27 protein-coding genes and 5 pseudogenes are annotated in these 25,730 nt (G+C 68.7%); 19 read left to right on the forward strand and 13 right to left on the reverse strand.

The annotated features are described in order from the left end of the window. Positions 1-16: 16 nt before the first annotated feature. A protein-coding gene (locus tag M4D82_RS32815) for an IS5 family transposase (RefSeq protein ID WP_249771287.1) occupies positions 17-834 on the reverse strand; the annotation gives its coding sequence in 2 pieces (ribosomal slippage) (positions 17-492 and positions 492-834; 819 coding nt in all). A gap of 81 nt (positions 835-915) precedes the next feature. Between M4D82_RS32815 and M4D82_RS32820 the strand changes: the two are divergent. Beyond that, positions 916-1,266 (forward strand): annotated as a pseudogene (locus M4D82_RS32820) (transposase); the annotation flags it as partial. Between the two features lie 208 nt (positions 1,267-1,474). Here M4D82_RS32820 and M4D82_RS32825 read toward each other — a convergent pair. Continuing rightward, on the reverse strand, positions 1,475-1,819 hold the full coding sequence (locus M4D82_RS32825) for a putative quinol monooxygenase (protein ID WP_249771289.1): 345 nt from the start codon (positions 1,817-1,819) through the stop codon (positions 1,475-1,477). 101 nt (positions 1,820-1,920) lie between these two features. Between M4D82_RS32825 and M4D82_RS32830 the strand changes: the two genes are divergently transcribed. Next, positions 1,921-2,238, forward strand: coding sequence for an ArsR/SmtB family transcription factor (locus tag M4D82_RS32830; protein WP_249771291.1), 318 nt, complete (start codon positions 1,921-1,923; stop codon positions 2,236-2,238). 517 nt (positions 2,239-2,755) lie between these two features. Here M4D82_RS32830 and M4D82_RS32835 read toward each other — a convergent pair. Next, a complete protein-coding gene (locus tag M4D82_RS32835) occupies positions 2,756-3,658 on the reverse strand; it encodes a hypothetical protein (protein WP_249771293.1) in 903 nt (300 codons plus the stop codon). Between the two features lie 138 nt (positions 3,659-3,796). Between M4D82_RS32835 and M4D82_RS32840 the strand changes: the two are divergent. Next, positions 3,797-4,605 (forward strand): annotated as a pseudogene (locus tag M4D82_RS32840) (transposase family protein). Positions 4,606-4,622: 17 nt separating this feature from the next. Here M4D82_RS32840 and M4D82_RS32845 read toward each other — a convergent pair. Then, positions 4,623-5,105, reverse strand: coding sequence for an SMI1/KNR4 family protein (locus M4D82_RS32845; protein WP_249771295.1), 483 nt, complete (start codon positions 5,103-5,105; stop codon positions 4,623-4,625). A 30-nt stretch (positions 5,106-5,135) separates the two neighbouring features. Between M4D82_RS32845 and M4D82_RS32850 the strand changes: the two are divergent. The 4 genes and pseudogenes from M4D82_RS32850 to M4D82_RS32865 all read left to right on the forward strand — a co-directional run. Further along, positions 5,136-5,379 (forward strand): annotated as a pseudogene (locus tag M4D82_RS32850) (RacP protein); the annotation flags it as partial. A 238-nt stretch (positions 5,380-5,617) separates the two neighbouring features. Beyond that, a complete protein-coding gene (locus M4D82_RS32855) occupies positions 5,618-6,004 on the forward strand; it encodes a hypothetical protein (protein ID WP_249771297.1) in 387 nt (128 codons plus the stop codon). Next, positions 6,004-7,311, forward strand: a complete 1,308-nt coding sequence (locus tag M4D82_RS32860; RefSeq protein ID WP_249771299.1) for a lanthionine synthetase C family protein — start codon at positions 6,004-6,006, stop codon at positions 7,309-7,311. The genes M4D82_RS32855 and M4D82_RS32860 overlap by 1 nt, the downstream gene beginning before the upstream one ends. Next, positions 7,308-10,409 (forward strand): lantibiotic dehydratase, encoded by a 3,102-nt coding sequence (locus M4D82_RS32865; RefSeq protein WP_249771301.1) that lies wholly within the window; start codon positions 7,308-7,310, stop codon positions 10,407-10,409. The genes M4D82_RS32860 and M4D82_RS32865 overlap by 4 nt, the downstream gene beginning before the upstream one ends. 71 nt (positions 10,410-10,480) lie before the next feature. Here the strand turns inward: M4D82_RS32865 and M4D82_RS34180 are convergent, their stop codons facing one another. After that, on the reverse strand, positions 10,481-10,609 hold the full coding sequence (locus M4D82_RS34180; protein WP_283844532.1) for a hypothetical protein: 129 nt from the start codon (positions 10,607-10,609) through the stop codon (positions 10,481-10,483). Positions 10,610-10,720: 111 nt separating this feature from the next. Here M4D82_RS34180 and M4D82_RS32870 point away from each other — a divergent pair, with 111 nt between their 5' ends. The 7 genes and pseudogenes from M4D82_RS32870 (at position 10,721) to M4D82_RS32900 (ending at position 15,007) form a co-directional block, all read left to right on the forward strand. Beyond that, positions 10,721-11,188: a hypothetical protein gene (locus M4D82_RS32870; protein WP_249771303.1), complete on the forward strand. Its 468-nt coding sequence runs from the start codon at positions 10,721-10,723 to the stop codon at positions 11,186-11,188. A 125-nt stretch (positions 11,189-11,313) separates the two neighbouring features. Beyond that, positions 11,314-11,553, forward strand: a pseudogene (locus tag M4D82_RS32875) (hypothetical protein); the annotation flags it as partial. Continuing rightward, positions 11,525-12,299 (forward strand): annotated as a pseudogene (istB, locus tag M4D82_RS34730) (IS21-like element helper ATPase IstB). The pseudogenes M4D82_RS32875 and istB, both read left to right, overlap by 29 nt. 61 nt (positions 12,300-12,360) lie before the next feature. After that, positions 12,361-12,702, forward strand: a complete 342-nt coding sequence (locus tag M4D82_RS32885; protein ID WP_249771305.1) for a hypothetical protein — start codon at positions 12,361-12,363, stop codon at positions 12,700-12,702. A gap of 47 nt (positions 12,703-12,749) precedes the next feature. Next, the gene (locus tag M4D82_RS32890) at positions 12,750-12,935 is read left to right on the forward strand and encodes a hypothetical protein (protein ID WP_249771307.1); all 186 of its coding nucleotides are present in this window, start codon (positions 12,750-12,752) and stop codon (positions 12,933-12,935) included. Between the two features lie 410 nt (positions 12,936-13,345). Beyond that, positions 13,346-14,119, forward strand: coding sequence for a replication-relaxation family protein (locus M4D82_RS32895; protein ID WP_249771309.1), 774 nt, complete (start codon positions 13,346-13,348; stop codon positions 14,117-14,119). A 411-nt stretch (positions 14,120-14,530) separates the two neighbouring features. Next, positions 14,531-15,007 (forward strand): hypothetical protein, encoded by a 477-nt coding sequence (locus M4D82_RS32900; protein WP_249771311.1) that lies wholly within the window; start codon positions 14,531-14,533, stop codon positions 15,005-15,007. Positions 15,008-15,074: 67 nt separating this feature from the next. Here M4D82_RS32900 and M4D82_RS32905 read toward each other — a convergent pair whose 3' ends face one another. Then, entirely contained in the window at positions 15,075-15,290 is a 216-nt protein-coding gene (locus M4D82_RS32905; RefSeq protein WP_249771313.1) for a DUF6207 family protein, read from the reverse strand. Positions 15,291-15,511: 221 nt separating this feature from the next. On the opposite strand from M4D82_RS32905, the gene M4D82_RS32910 reads away from it, so the two are divergent. Further along, positions 15,512-16,843: a hypothetical protein gene (locus M4D82_RS32910; protein WP_249771315.1), complete on the forward strand. Its 1,332-nt coding sequence runs from the start codon at positions 15,512-15,514 to the stop codon at positions 16,841-16,843. A 134-nt stretch (positions 16,844-16,977) separates the two neighbouring features. Here M4D82_RS32910 and M4D82_RS32915 read toward each other — a convergent pair whose 3' ends face one another. After that, on the reverse strand, positions 16,978-17,688 hold the full coding sequence (locus tag M4D82_RS32915; RefSeq protein WP_249771317.1) for a hypothetical protein: 711 nt from the start codon (positions 17,686-17,688) through the stop codon (positions 16,978-16,980). Positions 17,689-18,891: 1,203 nt separating this feature from the next. Between M4D82_RS32915 and M4D82_RS32920 the strand changes: the two genes are divergently transcribed. Together M4D82_RS32920 and M4D82_RS32925 are read left to right on the forward strand one after the other, a co-directional pair. Further along, a complete protein-coding gene (locus M4D82_RS32920; protein WP_249771319.1) occupies positions 18,892-19,671 on the forward strand; it encodes an SDR family NAD(P)-dependent oxidoreductase in 780 nt (259 codons plus the stop codon). A gap of 235 nt (positions 19,672-19,906) precedes the next feature. Further along, on the forward strand, positions 19,907-20,476 hold the full coding sequence (locus M4D82_RS32925) for an SMI1/KNR4 family protein (protein ID WP_249771321.1): 570 nt from the start codon (positions 19,907-19,909) through the stop codon (positions 20,474-20,476). Between the two features lie 20 nt (positions 20,477-20,496). On the opposite strand, the gene M4D82_RS32930 is transcribed toward M4D82_RS32925, so the two are convergent. Next, positions 20,497-21,305 (reverse strand): IS5 family transposase gene (locus M4D82_RS32930; RefSeq protein WP_502989038.1). Its coding sequence is split into 2 segments (ribosomal slippage): positions 20,497-20,957 and positions 20,957-21,305, totalling 810 coding nucleotides; the frame shifts between segments, so codons are not numbered across the junction. Between the two features lie 51 nt (positions 21,306-21,356). Here M4D82_RS32930 and M4D82_RS32935 point away from each other — a divergent pair. After that, positions 21,357-21,512 carry a hypothetical protein gene (locus M4D82_RS32935; RefSeq protein WP_249771325.1) on the forward strand — a complete coding sequence of 52 codons (156 nt, stop codon included), beginning with the start codon at positions 21,357-21,359 and terminating at the stop codon, positions 21,510-21,512. A 150-nt stretch (positions 21,513-21,662) separates the two neighbouring features. On the opposite strand, the gene M4D82_RS32940 is transcribed toward M4D82_RS32935, so the two are convergent. From M4D82_RS32940 to M4D82_RS32950, 3 genes are read right to left on the reverse strand one after another with little or no spacing between them, the layout of a single operon-like run. Beyond that, positions 21,663-21,890, reverse strand: coding sequence for a hypothetical protein (locus tag M4D82_RS32940; RefSeq protein WP_249771327.1), 228 nt, complete (start codon positions 21,888-21,890; stop codon positions 21,663-21,665). A 23-nt stretch (positions 21,891-21,913) separates the two neighbouring features. Continuing rightward, positions 21,914-22,135: a DUF6233 domain-containing protein gene (locus tag M4D82_RS32945; RefSeq protein ID WP_283844534.1), complete on the reverse strand. Its 222-nt coding sequence runs from the start codon at positions 22,133-22,135 to the stop codon at positions 21,914-21,916. Between the two features lie 27 nt (positions 22,136-22,162). Next, positions 22,163-23,239 (reverse strand): hypothetical protein, encoded by a 1,077-nt coding sequence (locus tag M4D82_RS32950; protein ID WP_249771331.1) that lies wholly within the window; start codon positions 23,237-23,239, stop codon positions 22,163-22,165. Between the two features lie 541 nt (positions 23,240-23,780). Between M4D82_RS32950 and M4D82_RS32955 the strand changes: the two genes are divergently transcribed. Beyond that, the gene (locus M4D82_RS32955; RefSeq protein WP_249771333.1) at positions 23,781-24,302 is read left to right on the forward strand and encodes a hypothetical protein; all 522 of its coding nucleotides are present in this window, start codon (positions 23,781-23,783) and stop codon (positions 24,300-24,302) included. A 169-nt stretch (positions 24,303-24,471) separates the two neighbouring features. Here the strand turns inward: M4D82_RS32955 and M4D82_RS32960 are convergent, their stop codons facing one another. Together M4D82_RS32960 and M4D82_RS34195 are read right to left on the reverse strand one after the other, a co-directional pair. Then, on the reverse strand, positions 24,472-24,627 hold the full coding sequence (locus M4D82_RS32960) for a hypothetical protein (RefSeq protein WP_249771335.1): 156 nt from the start codon (positions 24,625-24,627) through the stop codon (positions 24,472-24,474). Positions 24,628-24,704: 77 nt separating this feature from the next. Next, positions 24,705-24,836 (reverse strand): hypothetical protein, encoded by a 132-nt coding sequence (locus M4D82_RS34195; RefSeq protein ID WP_283844535.1) that lies wholly within the window; start codon positions 24,834-24,836, stop codon positions 24,705-24,707. Positions 24,837-25,730: the final 894 nt, after the last annotated feature.

The raw sequence follows: 25,730 nt of genomic DNA on the forward strand, positions 1-25,730 counted from the left end.
GCGTTTAGACCGTGTCCTATGTGGTGAGGCGGAGGAGGCGTTTGTAGCAGCACATGGCTGCGGCGAGGCCGAGGAATGCCAGGTAGTTGCGGGGGTGGCGTTCGTAGCGGTGGTTGAGCCGGCGGTAGCCGGTCAGCCAGGACATCGTTCGCTCAATCACCCACCGGCGGCGTCCGAGTCGCTCTGATGACTCGATGCCCTTGCGTGCGATGCGGACCCCGATGCGTTTGCCGCGTAGCCATTTCCGCAGGTGGGGAACGTCGTAGGCCTTGTCTGCGTGGAGGCGTTGGGGTTTGAAGTGGCGGCCGCGGTGGGGGTCGTGTCTCGTTTGGTGACCTGTGACCATGGGCTTCAGCGCGAGGCTGTCGTGGGTGTTGGCCGCGCTGACGCCGACGAGGAGGGGCAGTCCGTTCGCATCCGACAGGACGTGCATCTTGGAGCCCGGCTTGCCTCGGTCCACGGGGCTCGGAGCTGTGAGTTCGCCCCCTTTTTGGCCCTCACGTGGGCGGAGTCCAGGACGGCACGGGAGAGATCGAGGAGGCCGGCGTCGTCCAAGCGGTGCAGGATCTCCTCGTGCAGCCGGCCCCATACTCCGGCCCTCGACCAGATCAGGAACCTGCGGTGGGCTGTCGACTTCGATATCCCGAAGCACGGCGGCAGCGACCGCCAGGCGCACCCCCTGACCAGCACGTAGACGATCGCCGCGAACAGCGTCTCATCAGGCGTATCCGGCGTCCCGCCACCCTGCGGCCGCACCTTGGACGGCGGGATCAGCGGCTCCGCGATCTCCCACAGCCCGTACGGAACTATCCAACTCCAAGTACCCCGCCCCATACCGACATCAACGACGCCTCACCACATAGGACACGGTCTAAGACGTCGTTTCTTATGGCGTGATGGTTCGTTGAGCCGTGCATGACGGATCTGGTTGAGCGGTGGGTGCCGGACGAGTTGTGGGTGTTGTTCCGGCGGGTGGTGCCGGCGACGGTGGTGATACGTCCGCAGGGCGGCGGCAGGCGCCGGGCCGGTCACCGCGAGGCCCTGGCCGCGATCATCTTCGTGGCAACCTCGGGCTGCACCTGGCGCCAGCTCCCGCCGGTGTTCGGCCCGAGCTGGCAGACGGTCTACCGGCGCTTCGCCCAGTGGAGCCGGGACCGGGTCTGGGCCCGGCTCTACCGTGTGATCCTCGACGAACTCGGGGCGCGAGGTGAGCTGGACTGGTCGCGGTGCGCGATCGACTCGGTCAGTCTGCGAGCGGCAAAGGGGGCCTTTGACAGGACCGAGACTGCGAGCGGCGGCGTACATCCGGCCGAGCCGTCGCCGCATGTCCCGTCGCATCCAGCCGGCGAATTCTCGCAGGATCTCCCGTGCCGGCGGGTTCTCACGTCATCACGCTAGGAACGGCGCCGGACCGGATGCGTCCGGCTGTGCTGCAGGGACGAGGTCGGTTGAGACGTTCAAGATCGGCGCGGCGTCACTGGGGTGCCAGAGGCCACGCTCCAGTCCGGCAGGCCGACTGATAGGGGCTGTGCATGGCGAGAAAGCGGACGTCGAGGTCGGTCTCCAGGTAGTCCATGCGCCGCTCCCAGAAGGCTTGCATGTGGGGGAGGGCGAGGTGGGCGTCGAGATCGGCCTGGGAGCGCCAGACCTCGTAGAAGACGAAGACGTCAGGGTCTTTGCGATCTTCGTGGAAGTGGTACTCAAGGCAGCCGGACTCCTGCCGGGTCGGCTCGACGAACGAGAGCAGGAGCTGCTTCAACTCCTCGGCGCGTTCCGGTTTGGGGCGAGCGATGCCGACAAGTGCGAAGACCTGGGCCATGCAGGGTTCTTTCCCTCGTAGGTACAATCATTCTCGTACCTGCCGGACGCTATCGAACCTGTAGGTACGATGCAATCCATACCTGAAGGGAGGTGTTCCGAATGCCCGACGGTGAAGGCCACCCGAGCGTTGAGGAGATCGAGCTCGGCCCGGTACTCTCCGCGCTGGCAGATCCGCTGCGCCGCCGAGTGGTGCGTGAGCTGGCAGCCGAATCCGACGGCGCGGCGCGGACGTGCAGCTCCTTCGGGCTGCCGGTCTCCAAGGCGACCGTGACGCACCACTTCCGTGCACTGCGCGAGGCCGGGTTGATCCGGCAGGTGGACCGGGGCAACAGCCGGATGGCCAGCCTGCGCCGAGCAGACATCGAGCGGCGGTTTCCCGGGCTGCTGGGCATCGTGGCAGCCGAGCCGGAGGAGTGAGCTCAGGAGCGGGACGGTCCCATTCACACCAGCGCCCCAACTCACGCTCGTATGAAGACCGCGTCCACCGGTAGACGCAACCTCCGTAAAGCACGGGTCGATTGAGAACGTCAGCAGCCCGGACCTGGAAAACGCACCCAACCCGAGAAAACCCCAGGACACCGCTCCCGACAGAACGCCATCGACCAGCCGCAACAAACACGGCCGTCACGCCCACCGGTCAACCAACCTGAACACACCGTAGTCAAAAGCGTGACCGAGCACTACATCAACGGCCGGTCAGAAAGGCCTCCATAGACCCCAGCCTTCCAACTGATATACCCGCCATGGATAAGAAGCACCGCTTCCGTGTCAGTGAGCCTTTTCCAACTTCATACCTGTGCTGCTCATCGCCCTGTTGACGACTGAACGCACCGATCTGTAGCGAGGCATGACGAGCAGATCCGCAGTCGGTCCCCGCGGCCCAGACACTTCGCCGAGCATGGTCAGCGGCGCTGAGAGCCGGGTTAGAAAGGGCTCAGCGTTCCGGCAGCTCCCATGAAGCGAACCAGTGGGGGAACGGTCCGGCGGAGGGCGGGAAGCCGAACGGCGGGGTGCGGTCGGTGAGCAGGCGCAGCACGAATTCACCGGTGCCGCAGTCGAAGCGCTGCCACTCACCGCCCAGGTACTGCACTAGAACCGGCCAGTCGTCGGGAACGGCCGGTCCGGTCAGCCAGTGGAAGGTCAGCTCCTGCTCGGAGATCCCCCATGTGAGCACGCCGCCGGGCGCGGGGTGGACCGGGTACGGCCGGTACAGGTCGGCGTACCGCGCCATGTCCTGGCCCCAGGAGACCAGATCCGTGCCCAGCGCACCCGGCACCAGCAAGTCCAGGTACTCGTCGAAGCTGCCCGGGCCGAAGGCGTCGACGATGTCCTTGTAGTCACCGGGCAGCGCGGTGCCCAGCGCGGCCTCCGTCGCGGCCCAGTCGACGCCGCACCGATCGGGCTCCGTCCACCCGGTGGTCTCCCGCAGCAACGCCACCCACCCGACACCGGGCGAAGGGGTGAACGCGCGCTGGGCGAGGATCACGATGCGGCGCGGGCCATCGGCGGTGGCCGTCACGCCGTATCCGAACCAGTGCTCGGCCAGCACCCACCCGCGCAGCTCCAGCAGCCCGCCCTCCCCGCCGATGGGGAGCCCGCCCTCCCCGCCCACCGGCGGACCGTCGGGCACCCCTGCGGCCGTACCCCCGACGACCCACGCGCGTACGGGCAGACTCGCCCCGTCGATCACGTCCGCAGCGACGCGCTCCAGCTCGGCCAGATCCTCCGCGTCGCTGGGCACACAGACATGCCCTGCCCCATGAGTGGGCAGTGGGCAGTGCAGTTCGGGCGCGCGCCAGGCGTCGTTCAGACGGGTGCGCAGAGCTGGGGCGTCCATGCGGCCAAGTGAACAGCACGGCACTGACATTGAGTCTTTTCGACCTGCATCAGCAGTACGCCGTTGGGCTGACAGCAGGGTAAAACCCCTGGTAGATGGGTTTTCGACCAAGAGAACCGGCTCCACCAGAGGCTTTACGTGCTTGTCTACCCGTCGGGCGTCGACGTGTCCAGTTCCGCCCTCCGCTTCCTCACTCAGCAGTTGCGGCGCCACCGCCGCACGATTGGCTCTCGGTGGCGGCGCCTGAGCGCCGGCCGTCAGGCCCTGCTCACCCTCGCCCATCTGCGGGTGGGACACACGTACGCCCAGCTCGCGGCCGGATTCGGTGTCGGCATCACGACGGCCTTCCGCTATGTCTCCGAAGCGGTCGAGCTCCTGGCCGCTCTCGCCCCGAGCCTGGCCGACGCGGTGCGGACCGCTTCGGCGAAGGCGTATCTGATCCTGGACGGCACGCTCCTGCCCATCGACCGCATTGCCGCGGACCGGCCGTTCTACTCCGGAAACACAAAAAGCACGGGATGAACGTGCAGGTCATCGCCGATCCCTTCGGCCGGCTGCTATGGGCCTCACCGGCCCTGCCCGGAGCCGTCCACGACCTCCACGCGGCCCGCGAACACGGCATCCTCGACGCGCTCGCCGAAGCTGGCATGCGGTACTGGGCCGACAAGGGCTACCGAGGTGCCGGCGGAACGGTCCGCATCCCGTGCTGGGGACGGTGGGAGAACCTCTCGGCAGGCCAGAAGGCTGCGAACCGGTCGCACGCGAAGATCCGGGCCTTGGTCGAACCCGCCGTCGCCACCCTCAAGTCCTGGCGACTCCTCCGCCACGCGTACAGGTGCGCTGCGGCGAAGAGCAGGTCGGGTTCGTCCTCCAAATGCGAAAGGCCGCCGGATCGTCCCAACGGCCTTCGCGCCACACGAGGATCAGGAGACCTCCGCTCTCGGTGAATAGCTGGCGCGATCCACTACGTAGGAGAGGATGTCCGTGAATGTCCCGAACAGCTGGTCTTGCCACCCCCAACCCACCAGAAGCGCTCCGGGACGCCAGGACCTGCGTCGATCATGAAGATGTCCTGGGAACGATCATCATTGATCGAGACTGGAAACAGGCTCGTACCTTCCGGGAGTCCCACGTCCGCCAACGCGTCGTCTTCCAGGAGGATCTCCCGGAAACGGAGAGCATCGGCGGCACGACCGCCATCGCTCCAGTCGTGGCACCCGAAGATCGGCATCGACAAGTGGAAGCCGTCCAGCCCGTCCGTAAGTGCGAGGAAGCGGCGGTAGTGCTCTTCGAGCGGCTGCCCCGCCTTCTCTTCGAGTGCCGCGACCCGCTCACTGCCGGCCGGTGCGTAGATCCGCGGTAGGGGCCATAGGCCCAAGTCGTCGAAATGCGCCTTCACATTTTCCCGAATAAGTTCGATGATCAAATTCGCGAGTTTCATGTCCATCTCTCGAACTCTATGGGCGAAAATTTCGCATACCACCAGATCGTCGCGGCCGGCGAGCTCTCACCCAGCCAAGTACGGGCCGGCCTCGCCTGCCTGCGCGACATCATCGCCCCCGACAACTGGCCGCCCCTGATCTGGACCAGGGCCGACGGCTACCAGCCCGAAGCCGAATGAGCCGCCCTGGAAGCCTACGAACGAACCGTGATCAAACGAGAAGCTCACCGCGTTCCGCCGGTTCATCACCGGCACCGTCGCACCCCGCCCTCGACCTCATCGCGACCGCCTGACCAGTCCCCGCAGGGGGCGGCGGGCTCGGCTTTGCCGGGCCCGCCGCTCCGTTTCGGGGCGCGCTCACCAGCTATGGCCGTCCTGATTCAGGCTGCTTGATCCCAAGGCTCACGCCTACAGCTCGGCCCGAGACAGCAAGGCTTCTGCCTGTTGCCCCGGGTTGCGGCCTTCACCTGAGGTGCCATCGTGGAAGTAGAGGCATTGCTCCTGCCGAGGGTTGAGCCATGGAAGACGAGCAAGCACACGTTGTGTACAGCGATGACCAGTTCGACCTGGACATCCGCGTGAAGATGACGACACGGGAAGTCGACAAGTTCGTCATCGAGGACACCCACAGCTGCGCCAGCACCTGCGGCGATGAATGCACGAACAGCTGTGCCAGTACCTGTGCGGGCAGTTGCCCCGTATTCGACACCCCCAACGAGACCGAAACCTGTGAGACCTGCGGCTCCTGCACCTCGGAGTGCGACCGCAGTCTCTACGAGGATCACTACGTCCTGGAAGTCAGTCAGGTCCGGGCCGACGGGGTCACCCGCCGGGTCGCCGGTGAGCATGTCATCCGCCGCATCGTCGAGCACGCCCCGGACGAGCACACCCCGCAGGAAGGCTGATGGCCCCGCCCGCCTGGCGGCCGGCCATCGTCGATCCGCAGACCGTCGCCTCGGTGCGCGCCATCTGCGTGGACGTGCTCTCGCGGCTGCGTGACCCCGCCGGCGTCGAGCGAGCGGTCCGGACCACGCCGCGCCAGGGGCGTCCGCGGTGGACGCCCCACAGCACCGCCCAAGGCGCTTGCGGCCTCGCCCTCGCCTGCGGACACCTCGACCGGTGCCTGCCCGGCGAGGGCTGGGACCTCGTGGCCCACCATCACCTCAGCCGCGCCGTCGACGGCACCACGTCGAGCCCCGTGGGCACTCTGGGACTCTTCGCCGGCCTCACCGGAGTGGCTTTCACCACCTCGTACCTGGCGCACGGCGGACAGCGGTACCGCAGCCTGCTCGGCGGCATCGACGAGAGCCTGTACACCCGGATTCCCCGACGACTTCCCGCTGTCACCGGGGAAGGCCTCGCCGTCGGCACGTTCGACCTCGTGTCGGGGTGGACTGGCGTGGCCGCGTACCTCCACTCCCGGCCGTCCGGCCCGGCCCGGGACCGCGCCCTCGACACCGTGCTCGCCTGGCTCGTGGATCTGTCCCGTATCGTCGACGGAGTCCCCGCCTGGCACACCCCCCGCGCCCTCATCACGGACGAGAGCCTGCGCGATCGGTACCGAACCGCGGTCGCCAACTGCGGTCTCGCCCACGGGATCACCGGCCCCCTCGCCATGCTCGCCCTCGCCCACGCCGACGGCCCGATCGGCGCCGGGCACACCGAGGCGATCCGTCGTACGGCGTCCTGGCTCGCCTCACAACAGGTCGACGACGCCCGAGGAGGGGCATACCCGGCGGTCGTTCCCCTCGGTGAGGACTCCGCCGCACCGTCGGCGGCCCGCGACGCCTGGTGCTACGGCAGCCCCGGTGTCGCGCGCGCCCTCTGGCTCGCCGGCACCGCCCTCGGCGACCCCGACCTGACCCGTACGGCCGTCGCGGCCATGCGGACCGTACTACGGCGGCCCGTCGCCCGGCGGCGCATCGACTCCCCCGGCTTCTGCCACGGCATCGCCGGGCTCCTTCAGGTCACCCTGCGATTCGCCGTCGACACCGGAGATCAGGAGATCAGCGACGGCGCACGCCGACTGGTAGACCAGCTGCTCGGCGAATACCAGCCGCAGGCGCCCTTCGGCTATCGCAGTGTCGAGCCTGACAGCAGCCGCGAGGACCGGTCCGGCCTCCTCGAAGGCGCCGCAGGGATCGCCCTCACCCTTCTTTCCGCCGTCTCCGCAGAACCACCCGCCTGGGACCGGTTCTTCCTGCTGTCATGAGCGCCGACGCCTCCCGTGGTCCCGGCACTCGGCGACGAGCCCGCCCCCGGGCATCGGGGCTCTACCGCTGTCTCGACCACTTCGTGATCCGCACCCCGATCCTCCCCGTCACGGACTACCCCGCGGCCGAGGACCTCAGGCGCGCGCCCGCAACCGCTCGCGTCCGGGACGACGAGCACGCGCGGCGTGCCGTCGTCGTGTCCTCGCTGCCTCTCGCCACCTCATTGCTGGGGCCCGCACGCACCGAACGCGACCGGCGGCGTCTCGAGTCGAGCATCCTGCGCTACCTCATTCGCCTCAGCACCCGGCCCACGCCCTTCGGGCTGAACGCCGGCGTCGCCCTGGGGCGGTGGGGCCCGGTCACCGACGTCCGCCTCGCTGATCGGCCTCCCGACGTCCACGCCCGTGTCGACATGCACGCCCTCATGCACTTCGTCACCGCCCTCGAATCGCGAACCGAGATCCGGGAGGCGACCACGGTCATCGCCAATCCGGCCGTGCTGCACCGCGCCGGGCGGATCACATTGAGCGGTGTCGAAGCGGTCCTCGGGGCGAACGGCGGCGAGAACGTCACCCTCCGCGCCACCGGCGCCGTCACGCGCGCCCTCGCCCTCACCCGCACCCCCATGGCCTACTCCGACCTCGCCGCCGACCTCTTGGAAGCCGTCCCTGGAGCCACTCCCGACAAGGTCCACGACCTGCTGTACCGGCTGTGGCGGCACGCGTTCCTCCTGACGGACCTCCGCCCACCGCTGACCCACCTCGATCCTGCGGGACATGTCCTCGACCACCTCGGCCGGATACCGGCAGCCGGCACCGCCGCGGCGGACCTCGGTGAACTGCTGGCCGCGATCCGGGACTGGGAGAGGCAGCCGGCCGGCGCCGGCGCCGCCGCCTTCCCGGCGCTCGCCGACCACGCCCGCCGCGTCACGGGCTTCGGAACGGCCACCCCCCTCCAGGTCGACACCGTTCTGCCCCTCGCGGCCTGCGACGTGTCCCGCAAAGTGGCCGACGAAGCGGTCCGAGCGGCCGAACTGCTGCTGCGGCTCACCCCGTTCCCCTTCGGTCTGCCGCAGATCAGCGCGTACAGGAGTGCGTTCGAGGTCCGGTACGGCACCGACCGCGAAGTGCCCGTACTCGAACTCCTCGATCCCGTCACGGGTCTCGGCTCACCCTCCCTCCTCCCCCCGGTCCTTCCCGCCAAGGCCGCCCGGAGCGAGACCTTGCTCCGCCTCGCCACCGGTGCTCTCCACGACCACCTCGACGGCATCGACCTCGACCAGGACACCATCGACCGACTCGCCTTCTGGGAAGCGGACCCCGAGCGGCTCCCCACCTCGCTCGACCTCTACGCCATGGTCTCCGCCGCGTCACCCGCCGCCGTCGACGCCGGCGACTTCCACCTGGTCGTCGGTCCCAACGTCGGTGCCGGAGCGGCCGGACGCAACCTCGGCCGCTTCGCGGGCATGCTCACCGGCGCCGTTCCCGCCCTCGGTGCGATCGCCGACGCCGAACAGTCCGTTGAAGCCGGCCGCATCCTGGCCGAACTGGTGTACCTCCCTGAGAAGACCCGCTCGGCCAACGTCGTCGTCAGGCCCGCGATCCGCGACCACGAGGTCGGCATCCGCACCAGCGCGGAGGACGGACCTGCCCGCTCCATCCCTCTCGACCAACTCGCGGTCCGTGTCACGAACGGCAGGTTCGTACTCGTCTGGGACGACGGCACGGGGGAACTCCGAGAGGTCAGCGTCTGCTCGGGACACATGCTCAACAACAGCCGGGCCCCCGCCGTCTGCCGCTTCCTCGCCGAGGTGAGCCGCGACGGCACCGCCCAGATCGTCGGCTTCGACTGGGGCCCGGCCCGCGACTTCCCCTACCTGCCCCGAGTCGCCTCCGACCGGGTCGTCCTGCGCCTGGCCCAGTGGCGCATCGACCACGCCACGGCGCACGAGATGGCCGGGCCGCCGGACCGGTTCCCGGCCGCGTTCGACGCCTGGCGCCGCCGATGGCGAGTGCCCCGCTACACGTACCTCACGAGCAGCGACGCAGCCGCGGACCACCGGCTCCTCATCGACTCCACCGCGCATGCGCACACCAACGAGATAAGGCGAGCCCTCACCCGTCTGCGGCCCGGCGGCAGCGTGGTCCTCCAGGAAGCCCTTCCCGGCCTCGCCGACGCCTGGGTCAGTGGGCCGAACGGGCGCCACACCGTCGAACTCGTGGTGTCCATGACCCGCAACACCCCTGTTCCGCCGTCCGTTCCCCCCGGCAAAGCCGGCGCCCGGGTGGCGAGGGCGGACCGGTTGCGCCCCCCGGGCAGCGACTGGACCTACGTCAAGCTCTACGGCGACCGGCAGGAGGAGGAATCCCTGCTCGTCGACGGCATCCGCGAGGTCGTCCGCTCCCTGGACCGCCATTGCGACCGACGGTTCTTCCTGCGCTACGGAGACCCCGAGCCCCACCTGCGGCTACGCCTGCGCGGAAACCCCTCCGTGCTCGTCCCCGCACTCAGCGACTGGGCCGGCGGCCTCCTCGCCGACGGCCACGTCTCGCGGTTCACCTTCGACGTCTACGATCGTGAGATCGAACGCTACGGCGGCCTCATAGGGATGGACGTCACGGAGCAGCTGTACTCCGCCGACAGTTCCGCCGTTCTCGACCTGCTCTCCCTCGACCACGCCGGTCAGTCTCAGCTCGACAGGACGGGCCTGGCCCTGCTCACCATCGACGACCTGCTGACCGGGCTCGGCCTGAGCGAAGCCGAGAGGGTCCGCTTCTACCACCGGGAGACTCCCCAGCGCCGGCTCGCAGGTGCGGAGTACCGCACCCGCAAGGCGGAATTCTGTGACCTGCTGCGCAGCCCGCCTCCTCGTCCCATCGGCGACGTCCTCAGCCGGCGGCGACCCCACCTGGCGGACGTCGCCGACCGGCTCGCCGATCTGAAACGCCGTCGGCAACTCGGCAAGACGCTGCCCGAGCTGTGCCACAGCTACGTGCACCTCCACTGCAACCGCCTCCTGGGCACGGACCGCGCCGCCGAGAACACGGCGTTGGAACTGCTCTACCGCACCCGCCACAGCATCACATCGGGAGCCTGAACCCCGATCCACGGTGGCTCATGGTGAGTGGCACAGGGATGCCGCCGATTGCGGCCTCGCCTCTGATGCGGTCAGTGGCGTGGGCGGGTGAACCAGACCGCGCTGTCCTTCTGAACCATGAGGACGATCAGCAGAGCACCGGCTGCCGGCTCTGCGAGGGCTACCATGACGGTGCCGGCGGGGGCGATGTCGGCCACCATCTGCGCTGCCACCTTCAACCTCTGCCTCGTGGACAGCGTTGGCCATGTACCCCGACGGCCCGGTGTCGTCGGTCGTCGACTGCCCTGGCGGTGCCGGCAGGACTGTCAGCCGTGCATGCCAGACTCGGCGGCATGCCGCTGTGTGACTATTTCTCGGCCGCTGACGATCAAACCGCCGTCGCGGTCCTCCGGACTCCGGGAGGCCCGGGGCAGGCGGAACTCGACGTGGTCCTCCTCAAGAACATCGATCCGGTCGTCGCGATCGCCCAACTCGAAGCCATCATGACCGGTTGCAGCCATGAGGAGGCCGGCGAGCGCCCGCGGTCCGGACAACTGCTGTCGGAGCCGGAGGACGGCCCGCCGTTCGTGGTCAGCTTGTCGGACACGCTGATCGATGCCCTCGCCACGGCGACGCGGGACGACCTCGTTCGCTTTGCCGAGCCGTGGTCGATGACCGATGAACTCCGGCAGATGGGGATCAGCGTCGAGGATACGGCCGCTGTTCTGAAGAACCTGGCCGGACTGGCTGAGCGCGCTCGGGCTTCCGACCAACGGCTGTATTGCTGGTGGGCCCCGTGATCCACCGGTGTCCGTTGCTGTTGTCCTTGTTCGGCTACGCGGTGGACTTCCGCGGCGAGGCGCTGGACGCCCTGGACCGGATGGGGTGTGTTCCTTGGTCGGAGCACATGATCCAGACGAAGGCCGCTTTCGCGGTCGGCGACCCGTCCTACCGAACCATCAAGGGCATCCTGATCGCCGGCACCGAGACCGATCCGGAGCCCGAATCGAGCGGGGACGCGGGAGCCGCGGCATTCCTCCACGGGCCCCAGCGGCTGTTCGCCTCCGTCGCCCCGTCCGAGACGGCGGATGAGCTCCACGACGACCAGGTCCACGGCGAGTTGAGGGAAGCATCTGATGAGCGTGATGGATTCTGCCCTGCGTGAGTCGCTGAAGTCACTGCGACTCTCGGGGATGCTGGAGACCCTCGATGCCCGTCTGGCCCAGGCTCATGGAGGCGAGCTCGGGCACCTGGACTTCCTGCAGGTCCTCTGCCAGGACGAGATCACCCGCCGCGAGACCGTCGCCTTCCAACGACGCCTGACCCGGGCGAAGTTCGAGCAGCAGGTCACCCTGGAGGAGTTCGACTTCACCGCCTCCTCGAAGCTCCCGGCCGCCCAGATCCGCGACCTCGGAGCCCTGCGCTGGCTCCATTCGGGCGAGTCGGTCATCCTCTTCGGCCCGGTGGGGGTCGGCAAGACACACGTCGCCCAGGCCCTCGGCCACCTCGCGGTCCGCCAGGGGCGCCCACGTCCGGTTCGCCAAGACCAGCCGGATCCTCGCGGACCTCGCCGGCGGTCACGCGGACCGCACCTGGGACAAGCGGATCCGTGAACTGGTACGGCCCGACGTGCTCATCCTCGACGACTTCGCCATGCGCCAGCTGTCCGCGGCCCAGGCTGACGACCTCTACGAGCTCGTCTCCGAGCGGCAGGGAAGGTCCCTGATCATCACCAGCAACCGGGCGCCCAGCGACTGGTATCCCCTCTTCCCCAACCCTGTCGTCGCCGAGTCACTCCTGGACCGGCTGATCAACACCAGCCACCAGGTCATCATGAACGGCCCCAGCTACCGCCCGAACAAGCGCCCCAAGAACCCGATGGACAAGCCTGCCAAGCCCACGATCACCTAGGACCGCGTCCCGGAGGGCCAGGCTGGCGAGGATGTCGGTCCGGGATGAGATCGTTTCCCGCATGGCCGACACAGACGAAGCAGAAGCCGACCTTGAGCATGCCGTCATCGCTCACTATCGACTGGCCGATGACGGCCTCGGCGAGCCAAGCCAACGGGAGGTCGTCCGCCAGGCCCAGTCCCTGCTGACCGACGCGATCGAGCAAGCCGACGTCGGTGAGTTCGACGGAAACGAGTACGGAGGAGGCGAGGTAGTCCTCTACGCCTACGGACCGGACGCCGACGCACTCTTCGCTGTCATGGCACCCATCCTGAACGACCTGCCGTTCCGGCCGGCGCACGTCGTCTTGCGCTACGGCTCCGTCGATGACCCATCGGCTGCCGAGCATCGCGTCGACCTCTGACGAGACGAGTCACCAGCCCCCAGCCAGACGGGCACCTGGGGAATTACGTGAACTTACCCCTGGGGAATTACGCGAACGTCCACACGGAGTACCTCGACTACGGCCGTCAGATCCGCAACGGCATGGCGCACGGCCAGACCACCCACGCGGCGATGCCACCGGCCATGGCCGTGCCGATGGTCATGACCTCGTTCACGATCGTCGCCGAGCTCTGCGCCGCACCCACCAAATGATCACGGCTCGACAACGGGCGTCACACCGTCGACTTCGACGACACCTCTAGCAAGTGAAGGCGGGATTCCGTCCGGAGTCCCGCGCCACCCGCGTGAGGAACCTCGACTATGACGTACGCCAGCAGCGCCCGGCAGCCCGAGCCAGAGCCCCGACCGACCTGGTCAAGGGGTACTGAGAGCCCCGCAGCCGGCCCGGAAGTTAGTGCCGCGAGCAGTGCCGTGAACGACTCCAACGTCATCCCCATCACCGCAGCTCACACCACCCGCCAGGGGCCTCCCGGCGCGCTGACACCTCTCTCCCTAACCCTGAGACACCAGCGAAGGGGAAGAAGTCCACTCCCACGGCCGGGAAGGTGAGGGCCGATGCACTGCGGATACTGGGGTGCGTACGGATAGCCACGGTCCGGCAGATGGCCCAGGTGATCACCGGGGAGGAGGCGGACGGCCGGTCGTACGTGCGCAGGGCCATGGTGGAACTGGCGAAGCTCGGGCTGGCGGAGACGAACGGCAAGGACGGCAAGCACCAGATCTGGAACCTCACCACGGCAGGACAGAAGGCTCTGGCCGACGGCAACGCGCTGCCACCCCGACCGAAGGCCGGCACCGGAGCGAAGGCAGTCCGAGCCGGGTTCGGACCGCACGCCGTCGCGGTGACCGACACGATCCTCGCCTACACCGACACCGTCCTGCGCGGGCGCCGGGAGTACCTGACCGACTGGCAGGTGGAGGCCAACCACGCCATCAAAGAGACCGGCCTGTCCTTCAACACCGACGCCGTCCTCGCCGTGCCGACCAAGACCAGCGAGGTCCGCCTCTTCGAACTCGACAACGGCACCATGTCCCAGGCCCGCCTCGCGAAGGAGGTCTGGGACTACGAGCGCTACGCCGGGCACCGCGTCTGGGAGGGCGCCCGCGGCACCATCGGCGGGACGTACCCGTTCTGGCAGCGCCACCGCTACACCCGCTCCACCACCTTCCCCCGGCTGCACGTCGTCCTGGCAGGCAAGGCCGAACACCTCCTCGACAACCGCCTCCAGGCGCTCACCGCCGCAGTGCAGGGCATCACCATCGCGGTATGGGCCAACACCCTGCCCAGCCTCCAGCGCGGCGAGCCCTGGTACGAGATCGGCGTCGACGACCCACACCGGCGCCGTTCCCGCTATCCCGAAGCGGTCGGCCGCTGACCGACGCTGGGCAAGTCCAAGGGGAGCCTGGGCAAGCCATCCCGAACACCGGCTTGCCCACCCCGGCCAGCGCTCGTCAGCAGGGCGGCATCGGTCACGGCCACCACTGGCCTTCACGGCCAGGGCGCGGCTGACCGATGACACGTGACCGATGACCGGTCACCGCCCAGACCGGGAGTTGCATGGACCGGTCACGGCGCTGACGTGCTGGTTGACCGATCGTGAGAGACGGATCGGGCACGACCGGCCCGCAGACCGGTCACGGGTTCTGCTGGGCAAGCCCTCGGTGCGGAGGGCTTGCCCAGCATCCGGATCACGTGGCGGGACGGCTCCCGAAGTCGCGGCGTCACCCTCCGGGACGCAGATGCCCGGAGCCGGCCGACGCCTCCTCGCCGGTCGTACACCGGAGCCATGAGACGAAACAAGCAGAACAACCCCGGGCCCGTGCCCAGCGATGCGGGGGACATGTGGCACGCCCTCGCCGCTCTCCGCCAGACCCACTCCGAACCCGTCGGGCGCCTCCTCCCCTTCGAGCGCGCCGACGCGCTGCTCTCCCTCACCCAGCCCGGTGACATCGCCTTCACCGCGCGAGTGGAGCTGTCCGGCGGGGAGACGATGGGCCACGTCCACGATCTGATCACCACGGTCACCCGCGGCATCACCTACGAACTGGGCGCCGCCGCGCCGGGCACCGCGCTGGAGATCCTGCTCGGCAAGCGCCACCAGCTCGCCCTCCACACCGACCACGTGGACGGCCTCAGCCAACTCCTGCGCGACGCCGTCACCACCATCGACGCGCACAGCACGCCCGGCGGCGGACCGTGCTCCCACTGCCACGGCACCGGGCGTGCTCACCCCCTGTGGGCGCCGGCGGCCGGGCAGGCCTGAGCACTTGGGCAAGCCTGAGGCGACCCTGGGCAAGCCCTCTGCGAGGAGGCTTGCCCAGGGTCTGTGGTTAGGGGGCTTCCCGTCCCGGGCGCAGGACGTCGGCGTAGATCCGGGCCCGGACACCGGGCTCGCCGGGGTCCCGTCGCATCGGGACGATGCCCGAGGTCGCCCACCGTTCTTCCAGCGCGGTCATGACGGCCCGGACGGTGTCCTCGTCCCCGCCGGTGATGTCGAGCACGACCAGGCCGGGCTCTGCGATGTGCTGTTCGTCGATCGGCTGCATCCCCTTGTCGACGACAGCCCGGCGGGGGACGGTTCGCCGGCCGAGATGGGTTCACCCGCACGTACGCGAACCAGAGGCACGCCGCCCGGCCGGACGGACTGCTCGTACGGCTCCGCTCGATGTCCCGCCCCAGCGGTTTAACGGAGCCGATGCTGCCGCAGGGATGGGGGGACTTATCCCCGCGTCGCGTGGGGTTCTCATGTCGCAAGGGAGAGAAGATCTTGGGTGACTTCCGTCCGGTGGCCAACGGACTTCGTACCGATCATCCCGTTCCGGGTCTGCCGTTCATCAACGACGAACGGCTGCCGCTCGACAACCCGGACGCGATCGAGCGCACCGGCCGGGACCAGGGTGAGGGACTGTGGGGCCGCACCGACCCGTTACCGGGAGACGGATGGGTGGCCTTCACCACCGAGCCGAAGAACCGCGCGTACGCGTGGGCCATCCACTACCACCCCGAACACGGCCGCACCGTCGTACTGGTCACCGACGCCAGCTGGAGCGGACTCCACCACGACTGGATGTACAGCCACACCGGCTTCCTCTACCGGCACGGCGGCTACTGGTGGGACGGCACCGCCTGGCACCGGCCCGGCGTGGTCTTCGACGGCGCCTACGAACGCTACGACGCCCGCCCCGTTCGCGACGCGCTCACCGGCACGGCCGCGGACCTCCTGGTCCACCCCGCCGACCCCGGCAAGGCGACGGTCGCCACCATCGCCGGGTTCACCGCGCACAAGACGGCCCTGCCCAACTGGCGGGACCACCTGGCGCTGTGGGCGGAACACCGCCGACGCGTGCCGGACGCCCGGCCGCTGGACGAGTGCGTCGTCGACCTGAAGGCCCCCGAGCTGGAGCCGGGCCTCCTGGTGGGCCGCGCCGGGCTGGCGAAGATCGCGAACATCCCCGAAGACGACCTCCCGGACCCGAAGTACGAAGACCACAAGATGCCCGAACCGCAGGCCCACGGTGCAGCCGGCCCCCTGTGGTCGCAGCCCGTGGCCCGGGACTGGGCCGAACAGCACCACCGCGCCCAGGGCCCCGGCGCGCTCCTCTCCGCCACCACCTCCTTCGGCACCCCGCAGCCCCAGGGACTCGTCGCCGACCACAACCGCCTCACCAAGGTCATCCAGGGAGACGGGAAGCAGACCGAGGAGGCAGCCAAGACCCTCGCCTGGTGGCCCGCAGTCTCCCTCACGGTGGGAACCGAAAGTCTCGTTCCCATGTCGGCGCTGCGCACGACGCTGATCGAGGCCGTGCTCTCCCATCTGGCCACAGGGGTCCAGAAGGGGAGGAGTGGAATTTGGCTCGGCACCCTCCGCCGCGACGTGGTCGAGATCTTCGACTGGTACGTCCAGCGAAAGCCGGACCACACCGCGAACCTCCTGAGCGAGATCTGCCTGGACGCTCACACACGGCTGAACGTGGACCCGGCGACGGTCGGGAAAATCATCCGCCGATCCCTCCACCTCGACAGCAAGCTGGGCGAGAAGACCATCGACGCGCTCCTCGACATGGCCCTGCCGCCGTCTGCGAAACCCTCCGAGAGCTAGCCAGGAGAGACACCCGCCAGCTGCGCCGACCCTGGTGCAGCGGATGGTCCCGATGCTGAAGTTGGCGTCCGGGCAAGCCTGTGTGCCTGGGCAAGCCACCTGTGAGGGCGGCTTGCCCAGGGCCGGCGGCCCGGCTACGCCATCGCGGCGGCCACGGTCTCCAGGACGACGAGCTGCTCCGGGTCGATGGGGACGCCGTCGGCCTGGCGCAGCGAGCGGAGCGTGGTGCCGTCGGCGCAGAGCCTGCACAACCCGGCCAGAGGGAACGGGGTGGCGCCGATGAGGGTGTGCGAGGAGGAGCTGTCGTAGACGGGCCGGTAGCAGCCGGGGCACGGCAGGCAGTCATCGACTGCGTCCCCGGCCGGGGCGTCCGGGCCGAGCAGCGGCACGATCCGCAGGAGGTTTTCCCCGGCCTCGGCCCACTGCGCCATCGGACGCTCCGCGGACCGCTCGAAGACGACGTCGTCGCCGTCCGGGCCTTCGCTGGTGCGGACCTGGGCCAGCGTGCCGACGCCTTCGTCGGGGTGGTTCGGGAGGAACGCCAGGACGGTCTTGGCGCCGGGCTCCTCGGTGACGCTGTAGATGTGCCCGCGCCCGGCCTTCAGGGCCGTGCCCATCTCGGTTAGGCCCTGGCCCTCGTCGTCGTTGCGCAGGCGCAGCTGCCACGACGCCGGGGCGCCGTCGATCTCGGCGGGGGAGGAGGTGATCAGGATGCCGTTGCCGGACTGGCGGACGTCCAGGTGCACCATCCCGTGGACGGAGTGGAACGCGGTGCCGAACCACTCCGTCGACGGCCGGACGCGGACGCTCTCGCGGCCCGGCTTGTGCTGCTTGTGACGTCCCATGCCCTGCCTCGCAGACGTGACCTCGCGCACGGGCCGGTCGGTCCGCTTCACCCACAACCGGCAGCCCGGCACCCCAGGTACGCCGCAGGGGCGGCCTTCACCCGCCCGGCCCACCTGGGCAAGCCTCCCTCGGCTGGAGGCCGCGCAGGCCCCCAGGAGGGTTGCACCGGAAGGGGGCTGGAGGGTTGCACGTAGAGGGGGACTAGAGGTTGCACCGGAGGTGTGACCGGCAGTGGGACCCCCACTTTTTCGATCTTGAGCATCGTGGCTGGTCAGGCCCGGTGGGCAAGCCTGTTTTCCGGGACGACACCTCCTTCCCCGCGATAGCCGGGGAAGGAGGCTTGAGTCTTGGACAGCGGCCGGGCGGCGGAGCCGGTCAGGCCAGGAAGCCGCCCACCCATCTCCTGGCGTCGCGGCGGTCCGCACGCCTGCCATGTGCGGATCCGGCCAAAGATCATCCGGTCGGACTCCCACACGACACTTCGGTCCCCGCACGCCAGTTGTGCCGCGCGTAACGACTCCTACGCAACGGCAGGACCCACACGGATGACCACCACCCGTACCGTCACCCGGGCCGCGATCACGGCCGCGCTGACCACCGCACTGACCACCGGCATCGCCTCCACCGCCATGGCCGTCCCCGCCTGGCTTCCTAGGTGAGAACGAAGAGCGTTTGTCGGCGGGTGCGGAGAGCAGCCGGGGGCTCGGTGGCGTCGACGTATCAGCGAGTACCGAAACCATCCACGCGGAGTGTCGAGCGGGGGATCGGGAATTAGTGGGGCGGCGGCCCGGTGGACTGTCTGTCGTACCCGGTCCTGGAGTCCGGCGTATGACCCGTCGCACCTTCGCCCACCCGGTACGGCCTTGGGGATCACTGAACAGCCGTTGGTGCTGAGATTAATCACGGCGCCCAGCATGTCTTCACGCCACAGGGCTGACTGAGCGTGCCCTGTCGGTCAAGGCCCGGCTCCGGCAGGGTGGGAGCGTCCGCGAAGTGGTCAACGGGAGGGGGCACGGCATGACGTACGTGCCACGGCATTCCATTTTTCTCTGAGCGGGTCGGTCGAAGGCGAGTGCTGAATCCTTGGGCTGGCACGGCACCGACCTGGGTGGGCGCGGGAGGATCAGCACCGCACTTCACTGAGGCCGCTCAGGCTGAATCGTTCCCGGATCGACCGGGGCATCACGAGGGGAGAGGCGATCATGGGGGAACTGGACGGCAGGACCGCACTGGTGACGGGCGGCTCGCGTGGGATCGGGCGCGCGGTCGCCCTGCGGCTCGCCGCCGAGGGTGCGCTCGTCGCGGTCCACTACGGCGGCAACGATGCGGCCGCCGCGGAGACCGTGGCGTGGATCGCCGAAGTCGGTGGCCGGGCGTTCGCGGTGCGGGCCCGGTTCGGCGAGAGCGGTGCGGTGGACCGGCTGTTCAAGGAGCTCATCGCCGGGTTGGCGGACCACGGCGCGGAGGGCCTGGACATTCTGGTCAACAACGCGGGCATCCACTCGGTCAGTTCGATCGAGCAGCTCACCGAGGAGGAGTTCGGGCGGCTGCTGGCGGTCAACGTGAGCACGCCGGTCTTCGTGGTTCAGCGGGCGCTGCCACTGCTGCGGGACGGCGGACGGATCGTCAACATGGGCTCGGCGGCCACCCGGATCGCGGAACCCGGCCAGATCGGTTACACCGTCACCAAGGCGGCCCTGGCGGCTCTCGGCCCGTCGCTCGCCAACGAGCTGGGCCGGCGTGGGATCACCGTGAACACGGTCGAACCCGGGGTGGTGCTGACCGACATGATCGCCCCCTACGCTGCGGTTCCCGAGGCGGTGGCCGCGCTTGAGTCGATCACCGCGCTCGGGCGGATCGGCCAGCCGGAGGACGTCGCCGACGTGGTGGGCTTCCTGGCGGGCCCGCAGGGGCGCTGGGTGACCGGCCAGACCATCGATGTCTCCGGCGGTACCTACCTCGGACCGATCGCGGCCGGGTGATCACCCGGGGCACCCTCAAGGATCGTTTCGAGGAACTGCTCGCCAAGACTGGGCTGCGCTACTCACGCCACCCGGCCGAGGCTCCCGGAATAAGACACTGTTTCTAATGGCTTCGATTCGTCGTCCTCAGCATTGTCTGCCTGGCTGGACCTCCATTGCCGGGTCGACAACGGAGGGGCTGCGGTGGGTGGATCCGCTCATGGGCGTGTCACACCGGTCTGGCAGGCTGCTGCCCATGACGGATGATCCCATCGAGACACAGACGCCGAAGCGCCGTATCACGGATCCGGCAGAGGCTCTTGCAGCGCTTGAGCGCGCTATCCCAGGCTTGGTCGACATCCGTCGATCGGCGCCGGCTGCGCTCGACTGGGCCTTGGTCGAGGAGAGCTTGGGCACCGCACTGCCGTCCGACTACAAGTACCTGGCCGAGTGGTACCCGACGTTCGCCATCGGCAACTACATTCTCGTGAGCCTGCCTGAACCGGGCGAGGAACACTGCGTACACCGTGGCTTTCAGAGCACGCTGGATGTACTTGTCGATGCTTGGCTGGAACCCGATCTCGGTCTGCTGGCCTATCCCACACCGGGCGGCCTTCTGCCGTGGTCGGAGTCGGACGAGAGTGACAAGTTTATGTGGAGCACTGCTGGAGAGACCCCGCAGGAGTGGTTCGTTACCGTGGCCGGTCGCGGCGGAGCCTGGTGGCACTATGCGGGCGGGGCAGTGCAGTTCCTGGCGGAACTCTGCGACAGCACACTGGAACCCTGGGGCCTACGCATTTTCGACCCAGAGGTGACTCCCTGCTGAGCTACCGGCTGGGAACGTCATCAGCAGGTCAGACGGCGGTGGCAAATACGGGCTGCGGCAATGCCGACGAAGGCGAGAAAGTGTTCCGGCTTGCGTTCGTAGCGACGGTGTAGGCGGCGGCAGCCAGCTAGCCAGGACACGGTCCTCTCAACAACCCATCGATGGCGGCCGAGCCTTTGTGAGGACTCGATGCCCTTGCGGGCGATGCGGTGCCGGATCCCGCGCTCGCGGAGCCATCGGCGCAGGTGGTCGTAGTCGTAGCCCTTGTCCGCGTGGAGCTTTCCAGGCCGCCTGCGGCGCGGACCTCGGTGAGACCGGATGGGCGGGATCCCACGCACGAGCGGTTCCAGACCCTGGCTGTCGTGCATGTTGGCGCCGGAGATACCTAGAGACAAAGGCAGCCCGTTCCGATCGGTGATCAGGTGGATCTTCGATCCCAGCTTGCCGCGATCGGTCGGATTCGGTCCGGTCAGCGGCCCCCTTTTGCAGCCCGCACGCTGACGGAGTCGATCGCGCAACGTGACCAGTCCAGCTCGCCTCTCGCTCCGAGCTCGTCGAGGATGACGCGGTGGAGCCTCGCCCAGACCCGGGCCCGGCTCCACTGCGCGAATCTCCGGTAGACCGTCTGCCAGCTCGGACCGAACACTGGTGGCAGCTGCCGCCACGTGCAGCCCGAGGTGGCCACGAAGACGATCGCGGCCAAGGCCTCGCGGTCGCCCGCACGCCGCCGGCCCCCACCCTGCGGACGTATCACCTCAGTCGGTGGCACCACCCGCCGAAACAACACCCATAACTCGTCCGGCACCAGCCGCTCAACCAGGTCCGTCATGCACGGTTCAACGAACGATCACGCCATAAGAAACGACGTCTTAGGAAGACGGTGTCGCAGCTCGTCATGACCGAGGACGGCGAGCACGTGGTCGCCGTCAACTCGGGCGAGGATCACTCATGGGTCGCGACCAAGGAGGCGGTCGTCCGTGCCAAGTACGGCACGCTTCACGAGCCTGACCCGGCCAGCGGTAACTATCCCTGGTGAAGCTACTGAGACCGTCAACGAGGAACTGTGCTCGCCAAGGAGACCGGGCTGAGTCTGCTACTCGTCAGCCGGGGATCAGAAACGAGCTCTGACCCGAAGCAGCAGTGCGGGCCGCCACCCTCGCCGGGGTGGCGGCCCGCACTGCTGCCCTCAGGACTCCTCGGGGTCGGGGCTCCAGACGGCCGGCCCGCCGCCGCGCCACTCGATGAGCAGCACGTCGTCCAGGCGGACGTCGTCGGGGTCCAGGCCGGCCCGCCGCAGAAACTCCAGAAGATCGTTCGGGCCGAGGGCGCGGCCGAGGATCTCGCCGTCGACGCGGACGCGGCGGCCGCCCTCGGCGTCCGGCGGGTAGACGATGACGCGCAGGTCAGGACTCATCCCTCCACCGTGCCGGTACCCGGTCATTCGAGCACTCCGAGGGCGGTGTCCGGGCGGCAGTGGATACAGGCCGGCACGCCCTCGGCCAGGAGCTGGCGTACCTGCTCGGCGGCGGCCGGGACGCACCGCTTGCCGGTGTCCCAGCAGTCCCCGGTGTGAAGGCGGACCGGGAGCTGATGCACCGGTCGACGGTGTTCAGCTGCTTGGTAGCTGAAGGATGCGGCACGGTTGCCGTTGGCCGTCATGCGCGGGTCATCGAGCGCGGGTCGGTCTCATTCCTCGGGCTGGTGGACGTAGTACCCGTCGAGTGCGTTGTAGGCGCGTTTGTCGAAAAGGTCGCCGACGACGTCTGGACGGATGGCGGGGTAGGTCGCGAGCCCAGCAAGCCAAATCGCCTTGGCTCCCGCCGCGTACCCGGCGACAGGGTTCCCCGCCGGGTCGACGGCCATTAGGCCCGCAGGGATCGCTTTCCCTCCGCGGACGACGATCACTGGCTGTCCCTCGGGGTACTCAATCGACAGCGCGGCGATGTCCTCGGGGTTGACCTCGGAGGCAGGTACCCAGCGCAGGGAGGGGTCGATGTAGGCGTCTGGGTAGGACTCGAGAAGAAGACGGTTGCCCGATGTGTGCGGGTATCCGAGGTGTGCGTAGGCGCGGGCGAGTTCCTTGAGCTGAGCGGATGCTTGGGCGGGGGGCTGCTCCGTCAGGTTCTGGGCTTCGGTGCCGATGGCGGTCAGGAGCTGGTCACGGGCTTCCGCGGCGGCGGGTGACTCAGCCGGAATGGTGGTCGGCGCCGGCGCGGGGGCCGGGGCGTCTGCGCCAGCCTGCGAGGTAGTGGAGCGTACATCGAAGAAGCCATGGATGGGCTTCATCGTTCCGCTGATCGGGCTGAAGCTCATGTCCTCGTCGCGGGTAGTGACGAGGGTGTAGGCGCGCGCGAGTTCCGCCAGGTGAGTGGATGCCTGGCCGGGGTACTTCTGCAGGTTCCGGGCCGTGGTGCCGATGACGGTCAGGAGTGCGTCGCGGGCCTCCGTCGCGGCGGGTGTTTCGGGCGTGGTGATCGGTGCCGGGATCTGCTGCAGGACGAATGTCCGTTCGGGAAGCGTGACCCTCATTGGAATGGGGAGAGGCGCCTCTTCATCTTCGCGGAAGGCGTACCTTGCGGCCGCGCGGAATGTGGTGGCGGATGTCACCAGCGCGTAGGCGCGGGACAGTTCGACCAAGGCGGTTGACGCCTGACCGGCGGACGTCTCCGCGACGGTCTGGGCTTCGGTGCCGATAGCGGCCAACAGCTTGTCGTGGGCGTCGTCGTTGGCGACGGGAGTGGAGTCGGCTGGGTTGCTGGTCATAGGGCGCCTCGTGGCTCGTCGGACTGGTTCTCGTCAGGCTAGAGCCGCGCGGTCGACCGCTAGCCTTCCTTGATCCACGAGACGGGAACGCGCCACTACTTGGCCGATTTTGGGGAAGGCGCAAGTCCATCGTCAGCCACCAGCAGGCAGCAGCAGCAGCCCCGTTCTAGCCGCTGTACGCCTCCCTGGGGGCCCCGCAGGACCGCACAGCCCCCCTCCCCGGCCGGGGGGGGGCAACCTGATAGGCGCTCAGGGAGCCGTCTGCGGCCTCAGGTTGCCTGGGGGTGCCTCGGGGTCCGGTGCGCGGAACTGCGCCCCCGATCGCTCACCGGCCACTGACGAACCGGCTGTGGGAGCAGATCAAGGATCTGCTCCCACAGCACCCGGCGAGAGACGGCCGCCAGACTGACCATCACAGGATGATCGATACGCCCGACGTCGCCCATCACCCCCGACCGCGGCGTCTCATGCCTGCTGCGGCGGCCTCACGAAGATCACCTCATGGAAGGACGACCCGTCCTCCGCCACCGTGGGGCGCCTCGTGGAAGCGACCCTGCACTCCCTGACGACACCGCCCTCCGCCCCGACCGGCGGCGGCCCGTTCCCGCTCCACGACCACGCCCGCCGCCGCGGCTCCCGGACAGCCGGCTCCGGCAGAAGCCGCCGTTCCCGCGCACCGGCAGCAGGCCGTACCGGCCAGGGGCGCGGGGCGTACGCGGTGACGGCGAAGGCACCCGCGCCCGGACGGCAGGGCTTCGGGGCGCGAGCGGACCGGGTACGGGTGGCCTGGTGGGCGCTGTCGGGCCGGGACCGGATCGGCATCGAGGGACTGCTGCTGTCCGGCGCGCTGGTCGCGGCCGCCTGGCGGGCCGGCCACCTGGGTCTTGTGCAGGCGGACTTCGTCCTGTCGGTGCTCGGCGGCACGGCCGGTGTGGCCACCCTGTGCCGGGGCGCCGTGTGGCGGCCGGAGCCCGCCGCGTCTGTGGCGGGGCCGCTTGTGGCGCCCTCGGAGGAAGTCCAGCGGCACGCCGCCCGCGAGGCAGGCACAGGGCCCGGCGCCTGACCGGAGAGAGCTGCGGGAGGACGCGGAAACCCGCTGCCGCTCCTCATGATCGTTCCTACCCAATTGGGTAGGCGCCCGTGTGTTCCAGAGTTCTGGAACACACGGAGCACCGTTGGGTCCCCCACACTTGTTCCCAGGTCAGCGGCTGTTCAGGGACAGAGATCCGGTATCAGCCCCAGTCGTAGAACTCGTTGATTCCCTCTGAGTAGTCGACCTCTCCCCTCCGCTGCTGGATGTCCGGCGTGTCTGCGTGAGCGGCTCCGGTCAGGGACAGGGCTGCTGCGGCGAGGAGGATGGATGCTGCGATTCGAATCTTCGTGATCATGGCTTGTTCAACGGTGCTCGCTGCCGAGCGTCACGGTGACGTTCTTGCTGGACAGGCTGCTGCAGATTCCTCCGCCGCTACCTCGCCCAGTCCACGCCGAGTTCGGCGAGCTGGGCGAGCTGCTCGCGCTCCAGCCGGTCGCGGCGCTGTTTCTGGTTGACGATCCACACCCCGGTCCGGTGCTCCGTCGTCGGGGAGAAGCTCGACATGCCCGCGCCCCGGCAGACTGCCGCCCTCCCGCTCCCGGTACGGGGCTGTGCCAGGGGCGGGCTGCCGTGCGAGGGCAGTGCGGGGCCTGACGTGCCGCAGTGCCGGGTGGCGGGCGGCGGAGAACTGGACCATGCCGAGGCGGTCGTTCATGTTGACGATGTGTTCTTCAAAGTGGGCGCTCTCGCTGCCGTCGTGGTTGTAGGCGTCGACGACCTTGCGGAAGCCTCCCTGGTTGTTGAGGCTGGGGAGCTTGTCGTCTTCAAGGAGCTGGAGGAGGTCGGTGGACTCGGCCAGTGTCCAGTAATCCCCCAGGTAGGCGGTGCGGGCCCGGTTGTAGGCGGAGCGTCCCTTGTCCGCGACCTGTCGGCCCTTCAGGTTCCAGCTTGTGGCCTTGCCCCCCTCGGGGGTGAACATCCAGATCCTGGCATGAGTTGGCCTGGACAACGGATTGCGGCGTAGCAGCGAGTGCGACGCGGACTATCCCGCGCGGTGGTTGTCCTGTGATGTCCTGCGTCATCGCAGTAGGGGGTCCGTGCCGTCGAAGATTGATCAGCGTTCCGTGAGCGGTGTCGAGCCCGTCGGCAGGCGTGCGGTGTCGATGAAGTCCGATCTTCGCCATCGAGGCTTGATCGCGTTCACTCGATCGGCTGAACGGAGCCTGGTGGGAGCCGCCGGAACCCTTGATCGTTTAGCGTGCGACACGTACCGCGACAAGCCGTCGACAATGAGGGGACACCCATGGGCTACCGCCGCACCAACAGCTTCATCATCTTCGCCGACCCGACCGCACCCGACGAGGAGAAGACCCTCACTCTGGAGGAGATCGCCGCGATCGAGCAGGCGCACGAGGCCGGCAAGAAGGACCGGATCGACGCCCTGGTCCACGAGGAGCT

It is taken from the genome of Streptomyces sp. RerS4, from assembly GCF_023515955.1.
Classification (GTDB): Bacteria; Actinomycetota; Actinomycetes; order Streptomycetales; family Streptomycetaceae; genus Streptomyces.